Annotated in this window: 11 protein-coding genes; 6 read left to right on the plus strand and 5 right to left on the minus strand. The window is 59.6% G+C overall.

Features of this window, described 5'->3' with window-relative positions:
* Window positions 1–19: 19 nt before the first annotated feature.
* From MRBLRC7O_RS18275 to MRBLRC7O_RS18290, 4 genes are all read right to left on the minus strand, one after another.
* Entirely contained in the window at window positions 20–727 is a 708-nt protein-coding gene (locus MRBLRC7O_RS18275) for a FadR/GntR family transcriptional regulator (protein WP_003506041.1), read from the minus strand.
* Between the two features lie 4 nt (window positions 728–731).
* Window positions 732–1,772 carry a four-carbon acid sugar kinase family protein gene (locus MRBLRC7O_RS18280; RefSeq protein WP_111820648.1) on the minus strand — a complete coding sequence of 347 codons (1,041 nt, stop codon included), beginning with the start codon at window positions 1,770–1,772 and terminating at the stop codon, window positions 732–734.
* 220 nt (window positions 1,773–1,992) lie between these two features.
* The gene (locus MRBLRC7O_RS18285) at window positions 1,993–4,236 is read right to left on the minus strand and encodes a polysaccharide deacetylase family protein (RefSeq protein WP_111820601.1); all 2,244 of its coding nucleotides are present in this window, start codon (window positions 4,234–4,236) and stop codon (window positions 1,993–1,995) included.
* A gap of 169 nt (window positions 4,237–4,405) precedes the next feature.
* Complete coding sequence (locus MRBLRC7O_RS18290) at window positions 4,406–4,795, minus strand: acyl-CoA thioesterase (RefSeq protein ID WP_003506036.1); 390 nt, start codon at window positions 4,793–4,795, stop codon at window positions 4,406–4,408.
* A gap of 134 nt (window positions 4,796–4,929) precedes the next feature.
* Here MRBLRC7O_RS18290 and MRBLRC7O_RS18295 point away from each other — a divergent pair, with 134 nt between their 5' ends.
* A complete protein-coding gene (locus MRBLRC7O_RS18295) occupies window positions 4,930–5,163 on the plus strand; it encodes a hypothetical protein (protein WP_080570294.1) in 234 nt (77 codons plus the stop codon).
* A 31-nt stretch (window positions 5,164–5,194) separates the two neighbouring features.
* Here the strand turns inward: MRBLRC7O_RS18295 and MRBLRC7O_RS18300 are convergent, their stop codons facing one another.
* On the minus strand, window positions 5,195–7,003 hold the full coding sequence (locus tag MRBLRC7O_RS18300) for an ABC transporter ATP-binding protein/permease (RefSeq protein ID WP_367727522.1): 1,809 nt from the start codon (window positions 7,001–7,003) through the stop codon (window positions 5,195–5,197).
* A gap of 293 nt (window positions 7,004–7,296) precedes the next feature.
* On the opposite strand from MRBLRC7O_RS18300, the gene MRBLRC7O_RS18305 reads away from it, so the two are divergent.
* From MRBLRC7O_RS18305 to MRBLRC7O_RS18325, 5 genes are all read left to right on the plus strand, one after another.
* The gene (locus tag MRBLRC7O_RS18305) at window positions 7,297–10,623 is read left to right on the plus strand and encodes a transglutaminase family protein (RefSeq protein ID WP_087746133.1); all 3,327 of its coding nucleotides are present in this window, start codon (window positions 7,297–7,299) and stop codon (window positions 10,621–10,623) included.
* A 1-nt stretch (window position 10,624) separates the two neighbouring features.
* A complete protein-coding gene (locus tag MRBLRC7O_RS18310) occupies window positions 10,625–13,030 on the plus strand; it encodes a circularly permuted type 2 ATP-grasp protein (RefSeq protein ID WP_065695011.1) in 2,406 nt (801 codons plus the stop codon).
* Window positions 13,031–13,034: 4 nt separating this feature from the next.
* Window positions 13,035–13,913 carry a transglutaminase family protein gene (locus MRBLRC7O_RS18315; RefSeq protein WP_060723102.1) on the plus strand — a complete coding sequence of 293 codons (879 nt, stop codon included), beginning with the start codon at window positions 13,035–13,037 and terminating at the stop codon, window positions 13,911–13,913.
* 169 nt (window positions 13,914–14,082) lie between these two features.
* The gene (locus MRBLRC7O_RS18320) at window positions 14,083–15,321 is read left to right on the plus strand and encodes a vWA domain-containing protein (RefSeq protein WP_003506025.1); all 1,239 of its coding nucleotides are present in this window, start codon (window positions 14,083–14,085) and stop codon (window positions 15,319–15,321) included.
* A 141-nt stretch (window positions 15,322–15,462) separates the two neighbouring features.
* Window positions 15,463–17,085, plus strand: coding sequence for an ABC-F family ATP-binding cassette domain-containing protein (locus MRBLRC7O_RS18325; RefSeq protein WP_003506023.1), 1,623 nt, complete (start codon window positions 15,463–15,465; stop codon window positions 17,083–17,085).
* Window positions 17,086–17,121: the final 36 nt, after the last annotated feature.

Raw genomic sequence — 17,121 nt, forward strand, 5'->3', positions numbered from 1 at the left:
ACGCGCATCGGCCTTCCGCTTAATCCGTATGCGAAGACTCAAACAGGCGGTCGCGCGATCCGGTCAGGTGCTGGAGCATAAGCTGGCGTGCCGCCTCTGCATCCCCATCGGCGATCGCCTTAGCGATTGCCTCATGCTCGGCAAAAACACGCGTCAGACCGGATGCCTCCCGCTTCACCGACATGCCGTGGAACTTCATTCCCACTGCAATATGGTCTTTCAGCGCTTCCATCGCGGTGGAGAAATAACTGTTTCGCGCCGCCCGCGCGATGGCAAGGTGGAACTGATAATCGGCATCCTCGCGGTGAGACTGGCGATTGGTCGCGTCCCGCATCAGTTCGAGCGCCTTCCTGATCGCCGCAAGCCTTTCGCCATCGTGCCGCAATGCCGCTGCTGCGGCCGCCGCCGGCTCCAGCGTCAGCCTGAATTCGTAACAGTTGAGAAGATCAGCAACGTTTTCGAGCTGCCCGAAGCCGAGCGGTTCACGCAGACCAAAGGCCCTGACATAGCTGCCGGAGCCTCTGCGGGAATAGATGAAACCCTGCTCGCGCAGCCGCCGGAGTGCTTCACGCACCACCGGTCGCGATACTTCGAATTCCATGGCGAGTTCATGTTCGGTCGGCAGCCGCTCATCCGGCTTGTAGGCGCCGGATTTGATCGCCCGGTGCATTCTCTCGAAAATAATGTCCGGAAGTGCCTTGCGCGCCGTTTCTTTCATCAGCCCCATCTGGTCAGCTCTCTCCAGCGTCATTGTCGCCAAGCATCATTTTCGCGATCCGTTTCAACGTGTCAGCTTGCCCAAAACCGCCGGACTTCGCAATGATGCATTGGTCTCCGGACCAGCCGACGCCGAGACCCGGCAGGCATTCGCCGGCAAGACGCAAGCGCGAAATGCCCATGGCTCGCAGCACGGCTTCGGCCGTGGCTCCCCCCGATAACAGCAGTCTTGCCGCCCTGTCGGTAAAATGCGGCACGACGCCTTCCGCCAGCCGGTCTGAAACCGCAAGCGGCGACAGATTTTCCGCACCCTGCGTTGCTTGAACCAGCGTCAGGCCGGCACCCCCATCTGCATGACTGGGCACGATACCATTCGGCGCCTCAACGATCGAGACAGGCCCAACACTCCCAAGTACGTCAATCTGCTCCACCGTGATCGGATCGCGGGACCCGATGACAAAAAGCCCCTTGCCGGCTGGAACGGCCGCCGCCTCAGGGACAGTCTGGCCCGTCATCGCCTCAGCCAGCGCCTCGGCAAGCCCACGCGCGCCGACCAGAAGATCTGCCCCCTCCGCCTGCGCGGCGGCGAGAGCTTCCCTGATATCGCCCTTCGATCGCGTATCGGGTACCGTGCAGCGGCCGGCGTGTCCGCCCAGTCTGTCATGAACAGGAATGGCAATTTCGACGCCAAAGCCGGAAACGGCTCCGTCAACAACGACACGGTCAAAGTCCGGAATGGCGGGCGCGACAAGCGCGTGGCGATAGGAAATCGCATCCATTTCCGCTGCAATATGCCCCTTCAGGCGGGAATCGATCTTCTTGAACAAAATTGTACCGGCCGGAACCAGCGCCAACAGTTCCTGCGTGCGGCGGCGGGCTTCATCTGCCTCGCCATCGCGACAGCCGAGATTGAGGCTGAGGACGGCAGGCGCATCCGCGAGCGCTGCACGCACACCGTCAAGCCCGATCGCAACCTCGGTCGCCAGCCCGCGCCCGGCAAAGGGGGCGGCGGCGTCGAGCGCTCCGGTCAGATCATCGGCAAAAATCAGCAGCACGAACGAAGCCTTCATAAAAGTTGTAATGTTTTACGTCGATAAATTGATTTATAATCAATAGATAATGGGATGTGAATAACAAAAATTGTAACACGCCATTTCGAATTGACCAAACGGTTGCGAAGAGGCCCGCAGAGCGACGGCAGAATTCGGAAATAGTGGCAGGGGACCGCAGCCACACATGGCTGGACGGGGCAAAGATGACAAACCGCCGAGGTTGCTAGATGAACCGGAAGGGCAGGCCCGAGATGAGCGCTTTGACAAAACGTTTTTTCTGAAAGCGTCCGTTCAGCGATACCCGCGGCAACTGCGTCGGCTTTTCGAGGCTGTGGGGACCAATAACGCCGGCCTGCGTGGTCACGGCCGCAGAAAATCCTGCGTCGTGAACGGCTTTCGCTTCGCGTTCTCCCACCGCCCTTACCCAGCCATAGGGATAGGAAAAGGACCGTGGCCGATGGCCGACATAGGCTTCCACCCGGCGTGCCGATTCTGCGATCTCATAAGCCAGGCGCGCCGCATCGACCTTGCGCATATTCACATGCGTCATGGTATGGGCACCAAAATGAACCAGAGGATCTTCCGACAGCGTCCTGAGCTCATCCGTATCCATGACGAGTTCGTCCACGATCGCGATGGGATCGACGCCATGTTGCCTCGCGGCACGGTCGATTCTTTCCACCGCCTCGTCTTCCGAAAAGTTCTGGACGAAATCTTCAAGCCGCGTGAATGCCTCCGCTTTCTGCGAAGGGTTGGCGCATGCCACCTGCACCGGCCCCGCCCCGAAATCGAATTCGAAAGACGCGGCCTTCTGCGTCAGGGCAGCGGCGGTTTCCCACCAAAGGCTGCGTGTTCGCTCGACAAAACCCGGCGTGATGAAAATCGTGTAAGGCACGGCATATTTGCGGAAGATCGGCGCTGCATGATCGGCATTGTTGCGATAGCCATCATCAAGCGTGAAGGCGCAGAACGACCGACCTTCGTGGTTATCGGCAAGCAGAGCCGGCAGATCGTGCAGATGGACCGGAACGAGGCCACATTCGAGCGCGGCCTGTATCGCCTCTTCCAGAAATTGCGGCGTAACTGACAATTGAACGTTCGGTGCAAAGGCCGAAACAGCCCTGCCCGGGCGCACATGGTGAAGTGTAAAAATCACACCACGCCCCGCCAAGGACGGAAACGCCGACCGGACAGGCGGGAAAGAACTCACTTCCAGCCCCGCCCTTATGGCCCCATATTTTCCGAGGCGTTTGAGCGGCGGTAAAAATCCCGTTTTCGATTGCCCTGACGCCAGACCGGGAAGGATGCGTTTTTTTATGACCCGCAAGACCGTCAATGGCAGATCGATCAGGCCCGGCAAGGGATCGTTCAGCGCGAAAGAGGCCCAGCTGCGGATTTTGCCCAAAGAGGCGAAATAGTCTCCAATCCTCGTCTGACCCCTCCGGGCCAGGGTGAAAGCCGCAACGGTATCGCGGACAAGATAAGACCAGGAAACGCCCTGCCGCGCGCTGACGGGCTGGCCAGTCTGTTCGTCATTCGCGACCCGCCACAGCAAAGCACCAAGATCGACGCCTGCGGCCGAACAGAGGCCGAACCACGACCATGGGCGCGGATTGACATCGAGAAGTTTCAACTCGCCATCCCGGCCGTCGAGCTTGAACTCGACCTCGACAAGCCCGCTATGGCCCGCGGATTTCAGCATTTTTCGGGCCGCATCGATCGCTTGCCCGTTATCGACAACCTCGACACGGGTGCTGGTATAACCGAAATCGACGGGGTATTGCCGGGCGCGCCGGGCCGTGAATTCGGCCACCGGCTCTCCATTGAGCCACAGTGCCGCGTAGGAAAACTGACTTTCTCCGCCGCTGGGAATGAGTTCCTGCACAACGACATTGCCAGCGCCGATCTCTCCACTCGCATCGGCGAAAGCGGTCTTCAGCGCCTGGCGATCATCCGCCCGGATCACCTTCGCCCGGGCAATCGTGGTATCACCGCCCCCCATGTTGGGCTTGAGAATGACGGGAAACATCACATCCATCGCATCGATATCGGCGTCCGATGTCAATGCATAGGTCCGGGGAATGCTGACACCAAGCTCCGCCGCACGCTTGTAAAGCAGCGGTTTTTCACACAGCCATTGCAGAGCCGCCCAATCCGGCAGAACGATTTTGTAAAGAGCGGAAAGCTCCTCACGGTGCTGCGAAATGAGCTGGACCTCACCATCGCCGGACGGCACCAGCAGACAGCCCTTCAAACCGTGCTTCTCGGCCATTTGACGCAGGAACACGATCGCCCCGGCATCATGCGGGCCAGCCCAGCGAATTGTTTCCCGCACGAAGCGCGACCAGCCCGGCAAGGGGGAATCGTGGGTGAGATAATAGACGGGCACATTCAGGACGCCGAGGCTGCGCGCAAGGGCTAGCGTGCCGTGAGCGCCGCCGACAATAACAACACCTGGAATGGTCAAAGCCTGATCCCCGTCCTATTCCATATCTTGATCGCAAAAATTGATAAATAAATTCGATATTTCGAAAGTATTGAGCGGAGAGATATCGAATGGCGCGGAAGGCCAAAGCGCCTGTGCTCTTTATTCCTTTGGCAGGCGCTTTGTCGTTGCTTTGAAAAGACGGCGACCTTCAAGCCTCTTTGCGGACGGGGCGCGGCTCACCATTGTCATCCACCGCGACCATGATGAAGACGGCCTCCGTCACCTTTTCGCGTGAATCCTGATAATGCCTGCGGGTCCAGGCTTCGATCTTGAGCGTGACGGAGGTGCGGCCGATCTTTTCGATCCTGGTATAGACGCACAATGTATCGCCGATCTTGACCGGCTTCTTGAAGACGATCTCATTGACTGCCACGGTGACGGTGCGGCCGCCGGCCACATCATTGGCGCGAACGAAAGCGGCAAGGTCCATCTGCGACATGACCCAGCCGCCGAAAATATCACCGGCCGGGTTGGCGTCGGCGGGCATTGCAAGCGTTCTGAGCGTGAGTTCCATGTCGGCGGGCGGTTGCTGGTCCATGTCTCAAAATCCTTTCACAAACCTCCCGCTGCCGGACTTAAACAACCGCGCCCTATCCGCCAATAGCCGATTTTTCGCGGCAGCCCTTCCAAAACAGCAAGGAATCACAGGGCCATCGTAAGCTTCGGTTAACCATGATGGGGCACGATTCCAAAAAACGCGAGGGCGTGCGAATGGCCTATGACTGGAGTGGAAACAACACAATACAGCAGCGCTACGACCGTATTGTTCTGGCGGTCGCAAGCGTCGTCGCCATCAGCCTGGCGACGGGCACACTTGCCCTGCGCTCGCAGGTGGAGCCGGAATCCGCGATAAGCCTCGTCAAACAGCAACGGCTCGCTTCAGACAGCTGGCATTTGCGGCTCTGATCCGCTCCCATCAGGCTCAGGGCCCGACGATTTACTGCGGAGCACTATCGGGCCTGGAAGTATTTTCCTTCGGAAAGGTGTGGTCGAGATGGGCCACTTGAGGCGTGAGGATCGACAGGAATGTTTCCGACCGGCCGATATAGATGATCGCCGCGCCGTCGATCCCGTTCAAAACCTCCGCCAGCGTATCCTGCGTCTGTTTTTCCAGCCCTTCCAGCAAATCGTCGATCACGAGGAATTTCGGCTTCAAAAGCAGGGCATTGGCAACACGGATGCTGGCCTGCTCATCCGAATCGAGTTTCTTGTCCCAACGGATATTCTCATCGAGACACGAGGCCATTTCTCCAAGCCCGCATGCGGTGAGCACCGCGAGATAATCCGCATCCGTAAACCGGTGCGGCGCGCGCGGATAGGCGAGGATTTCGCGCAGTGAACCCGACGGCAGATAGCCGTGCTGGGCGATGAAAAGCGTGTCGGATTGTTCGGGCATCTCGATCCTGCCCTGCCCCCAGGGCCAGAGCCCCGCCATGGCCGCAAACAGCAGCCGCCTGTTCACGCCCTGCTCGCCGTTTATCATCAGCCGTCCGCCCGGCCCGACCTCGATCTCGGCCTCGCGCAACCTGAACCCACGCTCCATATCCTGTCCGCCCGCATCACGGCAGATCGTGACCGACTGCAAACGAACCCTCTCATTCTCCGCGCTGCGTTGCAGATCAATCGTCAGGCCGTGCTGTTCAACGCTGTCCATCTGGATAAGGGCATTCCGGAAGACGGAAACGCGCTGCAATGTCGCCTTCCAGCTGGCGATAGGGCCGAAATTGTCGATATACCAGCGCAGCGCCGTATTGACCTGGTTGAAGGCGCCGACGGCCATCATCAGCCCACCGAAGGTGAGGTTGCCGGAAAAATAAACCGGCGCCGCGATCAGGATCGGCGCCACCACCGCCAGCCAGCCATACCCTGCCGAGACCCATGTGAGATGCGTCAGCGCCATGGCAAGGCCCCGGATGACGCCGAGCACCGCGTCAATATCGATACCGATCCGACGCCTTTCGTTCTTCTCACCGCGCGCAAGGGCAATGGCGGCAAGATTTTCGCTCGCCCGCATCAATGAAAAACGCAGTTCCGCTTCTTTGGAATAACGTTCGGCATTCAGCCCGACCAGCCGATAACCGACGAGATTGCTGAGAAGCGAGGCGGAACCGGCATAAAAGATCGCCGCCCAGACCATATAGCCGGGGATAGCATAGGTATCGCCGCTGATGGTGATGGTAAAACCGGCCGAGAGCGACCAGAGGACGCCGATAAAGCTGACGAGCAGGATCGTCGCGTTCACGAGACCGATAGAAAGCGCCGTACTGCTTTCCGCAAGGTTGCGGACATCGTCATGCAGGCGCTGGTCGGGGTTGATGGCGATCGTGCCGAAACCGGCAAGACGGGCGGCGCGACCCGGTTTCAGCCATTGATCCACCATATCCTTGGCAAGACCTTCGCGCATGTTCAGCGCCGTCATCTGGTTCAGCCAGGTCTGGATGACGTTGAGCAGCAGCAGCAGTCCCGCGATGATGGCGAAGACCTCGAGCTGATGAATGAATGCATCAAGATCGCGCCGTTCCAGGGCATTGTAAAACGGCGCATTCCATTCATTGAGCCTGATCTGCCCATAGGCGGTGAGCAATATCACCGTGAGCAGCGCGATCGACAGCAATATCAGCCGGGTGCGCACCGGCGATGTCCAGAAGGCACGCCCCATCATCCGCAGCTGGGCGGGAAAATCGAGATCGAAACCCGAAAGATTAGCCGCGCTCTTGCGCTGATCGTCGGTCACGGTTGTTGCCATTCATTCCATTCCGAAACGTCAGTCGGCAAAGAAAGCGGATCGCGATTCTGCGCCTTGCGATGCCAAGCAATAACATGCTGTTTAACCTTGTCCACAATCCCGGCGAAATCTCCGCGACGGTGATTGAAAAGCCCGGGCAATTCTTCGTTCGGGCAAACATCGTGGTCTCAACCAACAATGCGATTGCCCCCGGAAATGATCCTTGCTTTCTTTTCCTGCATTGCACAAAATCCGAATAATTTCAGAGGGGCGGACAAACCGCATAAACCGGAAAAACCGGGCAAGGCAGATTAATGGCGATCAAAGCGAGCATTTATCATCTGACGCATTATAAATACGACAACCCGGTTCGCCTTGGACCACAGATCATAAGACTAAAGCCCGCCTCGCACTCCAGAACCCGCGTCATCAGCCATTCGCTCAAGGTTTCACCCTCCAATCACTTCGTGAACCTTCAGCAGGACCCCTACGGCAATTACCTCGCCCGTTTCGTTTTTCCCGAACCGGCCACGGAGTTTAAGATCGAGGTCGATCTTGTCGCCGATATGACGGTTTACAATCCGTTTGATTTCTTCGTGGAGGAAGAAGCGACAAAGTGGCCCTTCGATTATCCGCAGGAATTGCGTGACGATCTCTCCATCTACATGAAGCCGGAACCGACCGGCCCGCTGCTCGCCGCCTTCATGGCCACCGTCGACCGCACATCGGGGCAACCGACTGTGGACATGGTTGTTGGCCTCAATGCCCGACTGCAACAGGAGATCGGCTACGTCATCCGCATGGAACCCGGCGTCCAGACGCCTGAGGAAACGCTTGCCTCCGGCAAGGGGTCGTGCCGCGATACAAGCTGGCTGCTCGTTCAGGTTCTGAGGCATCTTGGCCTCGCCGCCCGCTTCGTGTCGGGATACCTCATCCAGCTGACGCCAGACCTCAAGGCGCTGGACGGCCCATCCGGCACCGAGGTGGATTTCACCGATCTTCACGCCTGGGCGGAAGTCTATATGCCCGGCGCAGGCTGGATCGGCCTCGACCCCACCTCAGGTCTTCTGACCGGCGAAAGCCATATTCCGCTGGCGGCAACGCCACATTATCGCAATGCCGCACCGATTTCCGGCGGCTATTACGGCCATGCCAACACGGAATTCGCCTTCGACATGCAGGTCCGCCGGGTTGCCGAAACGCCGCGCATCACCAAGCCTTTTTCGGATGAAAGCTGGGAGGAACTCAATGCGCTCGGCCAGGAGGTCGACGAGGTTCTGAATAGACATGATGTCCGGCTGACGATGGGCGGCGAGCCGACCTTTGTTTCCATCGACGATTTCGAATCCGAAGAGTGGAACACCGGCGCGGTCGGGCCGACAAAGCGTGAAAAGGCTGACGCCCTGATCCGCCGCCTGCGTGAGCGTTTCGCACCGGGCGGCTTTTTGCATTACGGACAGGGAAAATGGTATCCGGGCGAAAGTCTGCCCCGCTGGACCTTCTCGCTCTATTGGCGAAAGGACGGCCTGCCGATCTGGCAGAACCCGGCGCTGATCGCCGAAGAGGGCGCCAATACGGGCGTCAGGGCGGAGGATGCGCAGAAACTGCTGGACGGCATAGCCAGCCACCTCGGCATCGAGCCGGAGCTGGTGCTGCCGGCCTATGAGGATCCGGCCGAATGGATCATCAAGGAAGGCAGCCTTCCCGACAATGTCGACCCGTCCAATTCCAGACTGAAAGACCCGGAAGAGCGAAACCGCATTGCCCGCGTCTTCGAGCGGGGACTGACGACACCGACCGGCTATATTCTTCCCGTTCAGGCGTGGAATGCACGCGCCGCCGGCAAGCGCTGGATCAGCGAAAAATGGAAAACGCGACGCGGTAAAATATTCCTCGTTCCCGGTGATAGCCCGGTGGGTTACCGCCTGCCGCTCGGCACCCTGCCTCATGTGCCGCCATCCGCCTATCCCTATATTCATGAGGCCGACCCTTCGATCCCGAGAGGTCCGCTTCCCGATGTCCTGACACCATCGGGCCGCGCCATGCCTGAGGCTTCCTTCCAGGCGAGCGAGGGGGCGGGACAGGAGCGCATAGAGCAGACGCTCGGCGAAATCGGCGGCGCGGTGCGCACTGCCCTGTCCGTCGAGCCGCGCGATGGCCGGCTGTGCGTCTTCATGCCACCGGTCGAGCGCATCGAGGATTATCTGGAACTGATCGCCGCTGCGGAAGCGGCAGCAGCCAATCTTGGCTTACCCGTCCATATCGAAGGTTATGCGCCGCCCCATGACGAGCGTATCAATGTCATCCGCGTCGCGCCCGATCCCGGTGTCATCGAAGTCAACATCCACCCCGCCGCGGGCTGGAAGGACTGTGTCGATATCACCACCGCCGTTTATGAAGAAGCGCGCCAGTCGCGTCTCGGCGCCGACAAATTCATGATCGACGGCCGCCACACCGGCACCGGCGGTGGCAACCATGTGGTCGTGGGCGGCGCTAACCCCAATGACAGCCCTTTCCTGCGCCGTCCTGACCTTCTGAAGAGTCTCGTCCTGCACTGGCAGCGACATCCGTCGCTCTCCTACCTCTTTTCCGGCCTGTTCATCGGCCCTACAAGCCAGGCACCGCGCATCGACGAGGCGCGCCATGACAGTCTCTACGAGCTGGAAATCGCGATTGCGCAGGTGCCCGCACCCGGCGAGGGCGTGCCGCCGCTGCCGTGGCTGGTCGACCGCCTGTTCCGCAACCTGCTGACAGACGTGACGGGCAATACTCACCGCGCCGAAATCTGCATCGACAAGCTGTTTTCGCCTGACGGGCCGACCGGCCGCCTCGGCCTTGTGGAATTCCGCGGCTTTGAAATGCCGCCGAACGCACGCATGTCGCTTGCCCAGCAATTGCTGGTGCGTGCCCTCATTGCCCGCTTCTGGAAAAACCCGGTCGCCGGCAAATTCGTGCGCTGGGGCACAGCGCTCGCCGATCGTTTCATGCTGCCGCATCATATCTGGGCGGATTTTCTGGATGTGCTCGCCGATCTCAGGGAAAACGGCTTCGACGTGAAACCGGAATGGTTCACCGCCCAGCAGGAGTTCCGTTTCCCCTTCTTCGGCGAGGTGGAATATGAGGGCGCGAAGCTGGAACTGCGCCAGGCGCTGGAACCCTGGCATGTGATGGGCGAACAGGGCGCCATTGGCGGCACCGTGCGTTTTGTCGACAGCTCCGTCGAGCGCCTGCAGGTGCGGCTGGAGACCTCCAATCCCGCCCGCTACACCGTGGCGTGCAACGGCCGCGCCGTTCCGCTGACGCCGACGGAAAACCGCAGCGTTGCGGTGGCCGGCGTCCGCTTCAAGGCATGGCAGCCCGCCTCCGGCCTGCATCCCGTTCTGCCCGTCAATTCACCCTTGACCTTTGACATTTATGATACATGGTCGAGGCGATCGATCGGCGGATGCATCTACCATGTTGCTCATCCGGGCGGGCGCAATTACGAGACCTTTCCCGTCAACGGCAATGAGGCCGAGGCACGCCGCCTCGCCCGTTTCGAACCATGGGGGCATACGGCAGGGCAATATCCGCTACAGGCGGAAACCGTGTCGCCAGAATTTCCGCTGACGCTCGATCTGCGTCGGCCTTACGGAGTGTAAATTGTCCAAAGCCCCGGCAACGGAACGCAAAACGGAAACGAGCGCGCAACCGCGCGGGCTTGAATATTCCCCCTTGCCGGGCGTCGCTGACGAAATGCTCGATACCAACGGCAAGGTGAGGCCGGTCTGGAAAAACCTGCTCGATGCCCTGTCGCGCATGTCTGAACGGGAACTACACGAGCGTTTTGCCCGCACAGACCGTTATCTGCGCGATGCCGGCGTGTTCTACCGCGATTACGGCAAGGGCAGCAGCGAAAGAAACTGGCCGATCTCCCATATTCCCGTGCTGATCGACGACAGGGAATGGGCCGTCCTTTCCGAAGGGCTGAAACAACGCGCCGATCTTCTGGAAGCCATGGTCGCCGATTTCTACGGCGAAAACCGGTTGGTGAAGGAAGGTTACGTGCCGCCGGCACTGATCGCTTCCAATCCGGAATATCTGCGGCCCATGGTCGGCGTAAAACCGGCAAGCGGCCATTATCTGCATTTCTGCTCGTTTGAAATCGGCCGCGGCCCCGATGGAAACTGGTGGGTGCTGGCCGACCGGACGCAGGCGCCTTCCGGTGCGGGTTTCGCGCTTGAAAACCGGGTGGCGACCACCCGCGCACTGTCCGACATCTACGCGGAAACCCATGTGCACCGTCTGGCGTCGTTTTTCGGCGCTTTCCGCGATACGCTGCAGGCGCACCGGAAACACCCTGACGACCGCATCGCGGTGCTGACGCCCGGCCCCGCCAACGAGACCTATTTCGAACACGCCTATATCGCCCGTTATCTCGGCTTCATGCTGCTGGAGGGCGAGGACCTGACCGTCGTCAACGGCCGCGTCATGGTCAGAACCGTGGCGGGGCTCAAACCCGTCGGCGTTCTCTGGCGGCGTCTGGACGCTTCCTATTCCGATCCGCTGGAACTCAACCAGCAATCCCATATCGGCACGCCGGGCATGGTGCAGGCGCTGCGTAATGAAGCGCTGACCATCGTCAACGCGCTTGGCAGCGGCATTCTCGAAACGCGGGCGCTGCTCGCCTTCATGCCGCGCATCTGCCGCCACATTCTCGGTGAAGAACTGAAGCTGCCCTCCATCGCCACCTGGTGGTGCGGGCAGGAAGCCGAGCGTCGCCATGTTGCCGGCAATATTGAAGGCATGGTCATCGGCCCGGCCTATTCGCGGATGCCTTTCTTTGACGATAACGGCCAATCCGTACTCGGCTCTTCGCTGCGTGAAACGGCAAAGGAATCGATAAGCGACTGGCTTGCCTCTGACGGCCACAGGCTGGTGGGTCAGGAAGTGGTGAAGCTTTCAACCACCCCGGCCTATATCGAGAACAAGCTCGTGCCGCGCCCGATGAGCCTACGCGTTTTTGCCGCCCGCACTCAGGATGGCTGGCAGATCATGCCGGGTGGCTTCGCACGGATTGGAAGCGGCGACGACGTTTCCGCAATCGCCATGCAATCTGGCGGGAGTGCGGCGGATGTTTGGATCGTCAGCGACAAGCCGGTGGAACGCACCACGCTTCTGCCCGCAGAGGAGAGCTTCACCCGCAACATGCCGGGAAGCCTGCCAAGCCGTGCGGCGGACAATCTCTTCTGGCTCGGCCGTTATATCGAACGCTCGGAAGGCGCCCTGCGCATCCTGCGCGCCTGGCATGGGCGTTATGCCGAATCCGCTGATCCGCGCCAGCCGCTGCTCGCCCATGTGACGCATTATCTCGAAGCGCTGGACGTGGAGATGAACGATGCCGTGCCGGAAAGCCTGCTGAACAACATCAACAGCGCGCTTTATTCCGCCAGCAATATCCGCGACCGCTTTTCGCCTGACGGATGGCTGGCACTGAACGACCTTGCCAAGACCGCCCGCCGCTTCCACGCGAAAGTCGCGCCGGGCGACGACGCCACCCATGCCATGACGATCCTCTTGCGCAAACTTGCGGGCTTTGCCGGTCTCGTGCACGAAAACATGTATCGCTTCACCGGCTGGCGTTTCCTGTCGATCGGCCGCTATCTCGAACGCGGCCTGCATATGACACGTCTTCTCGGCCATATGACCGGCCCGGATGCGCCTGACGGTTCCTATGACATGCTGCTCGAAATCGGTGACAGCGTCATGACCCATCGCCGCCGCTACAATGTCAGCACGGCCGGCCTGACCGTGACCGATCTTCTGGCGCTCGACCCGCTCAATCCCCGTTCGATCCTGTTCCAGTTGAACGAGATCCGCACCGAGGTGGAGCAGCTTCCGAACGCCTTCGTCAATGGCCAGATGTCGCCCTTCTACCGCGAGGCGATGCGCCTGCATTCCGGGCTGGCGGTCATGACGCCTGAAAACATGAACGGCGCGATCTATCGTCAGCTCGAAACCGATATGGAACATCTCTCCGATGTTCTTGCCCGAACCTATCTCGGATAATCCTATGCTCTACGACCTTTCCCTGCATATGGGTTACACCTACGACACACCGGCCCACGGCGCGCGCCACATCATCCGCGTTCTGCCGCTCTCCATTCCCGGCCGGCAGCGGCTTGTCGCCGGTTCCATCGATGTTTCGCCGACGCCGGAAGAACGTGTCGCCTTCGATGATTTCTTTCATCAATCGGCGACCTCGGTGCATCTGCGCGCGCCGCATGAAAAACTCGACATCCGCATGCAGGCCCGCGTGATGGTGGAGGCACCGGCGCTGACGGCGGATTTCTCTCCGGAGCTTTACCGCCTGCCGCAGGAGCTTGCCGATGTCTGGTCGCTCGATTCCCAGTCGCCGCACCATTTCATTGGCGCAAGCCCGAGGATTGGAATGGACGCGGCGATATCCGCCTATGCCCGGGAGTTGCTGAAACCCGGAATGACCATTCGCGAAATCGCGCGCTCTCTGTGCAAACGCATCCACAGGGATTTCACCTATGATGGCGAGGCGACGACGGTGGATACGACGCCATCGGAAGCCTTCAAGCTGAAGCGCGGCGTGTGTCAGGATTTTTCGCATATCATGATCATGGCGCTGCGCAGCCTCGGCATTCCCGCCGGATATGTCAGCGGCTTCCTGCGTACCATTCCTCCACCGGGCAAGGAACGGCTGGAAGGCGCCGATGCCATGCATGCCTGGGTTCGCATCTGGTGCGGCGAGGCAGCCGGTTATCTGGAGCTCGATCCCACCAATGATATCGTCGCGGGAAGCGACCACATCGTCGTCGGTTATGGCCGGGATTATTCCGATGTCGCCCCGGTCATCGGTGTCTTGAAGAGCTATGGCAACCAGCAGATAAAACAGGCCGTCGACGTCATCCCCGTCCAGTAATGATACGATGTGTATTATTGCGGCCATCGCGCGAAACAATTCTTGAAAATACTTTGAAAACTGCACCAAATTGAACGCTGCGTAAAATTGAACCGATCACGTTAGCGGATTCTACATCGTTTGCGGGTTTCCTGCGCTCAATCGAATATTCTAATCGGTGAGCACCACTATGACCGCCTCCGCACCTCACAAATTGAAGCGCCGTTTCCTTGCCGATAAGAGCGGCAATTTCGGCATGATGACGGCCATTCTGCTGCCGGTCCTGCTGGGTTTTGCCGGCGCCGGCATGGAGTTGGCGAATGTGATGCAGGTGAAAGCCGATCTGCAGAATACCGCGGATTCTGCAGCCCTTGCGGCGGCGACCGAGGCCCGTTTGAAAATGGGCGACCTGACGGACGAGCAGATCAGGGCAATCGCCAAGAACTTCATTGCGGCCCAGATGGAAAAGAACCTGACCGTGGAAGAGAAAAAGGAACTGGAGCAGAACTCTCCAACCGCTATCACGACGACGGAAAATGCCCGCGGCAAGACCTACACCGTCGAGACGACGATCAACCACCGGGTACAGCTCAACCCACTGCTGGGGTTCATTGGCGCCAAAACACTCGATCTTTCGGTAACCGGTACCGCAAAGAGCACCGTCAACAAGGGCGCACCGATCTCCATGTATCTGGCACTTGACCGTTCCGGTTCGATGTCATTCAAGACGGATACCATCGATACGAAAAAAACGTCATGCCAGAACTATACGGCTGACAACTGGAATAAATATCCCAATCTGGGCAAGACATCGCCCTGCTATGTCAACAAGGCCACGTCGCTCAAAACCGCCGTCGGGTTTCTGGTCGCGACGTTGAACAAGGCCGATCCGACCTATACCGCCAACGGCGGTTCCGAGCTCGTTCGCACGGGTGCGTCGGTCTATACACATGAGACCTATGCCGCGCAGACCATCAGCTGGGGCACCAGCAGCGTTGCCAGCTATGTCGACAAACAAATCCCGGAATTTCCGTCCGGCGGCACCGACGCCCGCAGCAGCCTGAACGCCGCATATAACGCCCTTAAAAAAGCCAACCCGGATGAAGCGAAAGCACATAAAACGAAGGGGAGTGAATCCTTCGAGCGCTATATCGTTCTCATGACCGACGGTGAAATGACGGGAAACAGCGCCGCGTGGAATTCGAGCATCGACCAGTCGGTACGCACCACCTGCGAGACTGCCAAGAAAGATGGGATCAAGATTTTCAGCGTCGCTTTCATGGCGCCGGACAAGGGTAAGTCGCTGCTGCAATATTGCGCATCCAGCATCGACAATTATTACGCCCCTGAAAACATGGAGCAGATCGTCACCGCATTTGGTGAAATCGCCCGCAAGGCAGCCGGCAGCATGGCCACGCTGACCAACTGACAAGCGCACAAGGAAATCCCCGGGGCGATATTGCTTCGGGGCTGATGTTGCCAGACTGCATGGCTGGCAAGACACGCACGGCAGGTGACAGCGGCGGCGGCCCGTGGCATAGGAGGGCCGCTCCCATTCACAGGCCCTGTCATGATCCGCATCGAAAATATCAGCAAGTCGAACAGTCACCGCATTCTCTACATCGAGGCCTCCGCCGCGCTCAATCGCGGCGAGAAGATCGGTCTTGTCGGTCCGAACGGCGCCGGAAAGACCACGCTGTTCCGGATGATAACGGGTGAAGAGCAGCCCGATGAGGGCCAGGTCGTTGTCGAGAAGGGCATGACGGTCGGTTATTTCGATCAGGATGTCGGTGAAATGTCCGGCCGCTCTGCCGTCGCCGAAGTCATGGAAGGCGCAGGCCCGGTCAGTGAAGTGGCAGCCGAACTTCGCGAATTGGAAGCAGCCATGTCCGATCCCGACCGGATGGACGAGATGGACGCCATCATCGAACGCTACGGCGAAGTGCAGGCGCGTTATGAGGAGCTGGACGGCTACGCACTGGAAGGCCGCGCCCGCGAGGTGCTGGACGGGCTGAGCTTCAGCCAGGAGATGATGGACGGCGATGTTTCCAAGCTTTCCGGCGGCTGGAAGATGCGCGTGGCGCTTGCCCGCATTCTTCTGATGCGCCCGGATGTGATGCTGCTCGACGAACCCTCGAACCATCTCGATCTTGAAAGCCTGATCTGGCTCGAGGACTTCCTGAAGAATTATGACGGCGCGCTGCTGATGACCTCGCATGACCGCGAATTCATGAACCGCATCGTCACCAAGATCATCGAAATCGATGCCGGCAACCTCACCACCTATTCCGGTGATTACGGCTTTTACGAACAGCAGCGCGCGCAGAACGAAAAGCAGCAGCAGGCGCAGTTCGAACGCCAGCAGGCCATGCTCGCCAAGGAAATCAAGTTCATCGAACGCTTCAAGGCCCGCGCTTCTCACGCTTCGCAGGTGCAGAGCCGTGTGAAGAAACTCGAGAAGATCGACCGCGTCGAGCCGCCAAAACGGCGTCAGACAGTTGCTTTCGAATTCGCGCCGGCGCCTCGCTCCGGCGAGGATGTCGTGGCGCTGAAGAAGGTCAACAAGGCCTATGGCAGCCGCACGATCTATGGTGAGCTGGACTTCATGGTGCGGCGCAAGGAGCGCTGGTGCATCATGGGCGTCAACGGCGCTGGAAAGTCGACGCTGCTGAAACTGGTGACCGGCACGGCGGAACCGGATTCCGGCAATGTCACCCTCGGCGCCAGCGTCAAGCTTGGCTATTTCGCCCAGCATGCCATGGATGTGCTGGATGGCGACAGCACCATTCTCGAATGGCTGGAGGAGCGTTTTCCGAAGGCGGGTCAAGCGCCGTTGCGCGCCCTTGCTGGCTGTTTCGGCTTTTCCGGCGACGACGTGGAAAAACGCTGCCGTGTTCTTTCCGGCGGTGAAAAAGCCCGTCTCGTCATGGCCGCCATGCTGTTCGATCCGCCGAACTTCCTCGTGCTGGACGAGCCGACGAACCACCTTGATCTCGACACCAAGGAAATGCTGATCAAGGCCCTGTCGGGTTATGAAGGCACGATGCTCTTCGTTTCGCACGATCGCCATTTCCTGGCTGCGCTCTCGAACAGGGTGCTAGAACTGACGCCTGATGGTATCCACCAATATGGCGGCGGCTATACCGAATATGTCGAAAGCACGGGACAGGAAGCGCCGGGCCTTCGCAGCTAAGCCACCTGCCGGACCCACCGCCCTGTAACGGCAGCT

Source organism: Agrobacterium radiobacter (genome assembly GCF_040801995.1).
Taxonomy (GTDB): Bacteria; Pseudomonadota; Alphaproteobacteria; order Rhizobiales; family Rhizobiaceae; genus Agrobacterium; species Agrobacterium radiobacter.

Bases quoted from the DNA above. Each gene is read 5' to 3' on its own strand.
- MRBLRC7O_RS18275 (WP_003506041.1), bottom strand. From the start codon at position 727: ATGGGGCTGATGAAAGAAACGGCGCGCAAGGCACTTCCGGACATTATT.
- MRBLRC7O_RS18290 (WP_003506036.1), bottom strand. From the start codon at position 4,795: ATGGACCAGCAACCGCCCGCCGACATGGAACTCACGCTCAGAACGCTT.
- MRBLRC7O_RS18295 (WP_080570294.1), top strand. From the start codon at position 4,930: ATGATGGGGCACGATTCCAAAAAACGCGAGGGCGTGCGAATGGCCTAT.
- MRBLRC7O_RS18300 (WP_367727522.1), bottom strand. From the start codon at position 7,003: ATGGCAACAACCGTGACCGACGATCAGCGCAAGAGCGCGGCTAATCTT.
- MRBLRC7O_RS18305 (WP_087746133.1), top strand. From the start codon at position 7,297: ATGGCGATCAAAGCGAGCATTTATCATCTGACGCATTATAAATACGAC.
- MRBLRC7O_RS18315 (WP_060723102.1), top strand. From the start codon at position 13,035: ATGCTCTACGACCTTTCCCTGCATATGGGTTACACCTACGACACACCG.
- MRBLRC7O_RS18320 (WP_003506025.1), top strand. From the start codon at position 14,083: ATGACCGCCTCCGCACCTCACAAATTGAAGCGCCGTTTCCTTGCCGAT.
- MRBLRC7O_RS18325 (WP_003506023.1), top strand. From the start codon at position 15,463: ATGATCCGCATCGAAAATATCAGCAAGTCGAACAGTCACCGCATTCTC.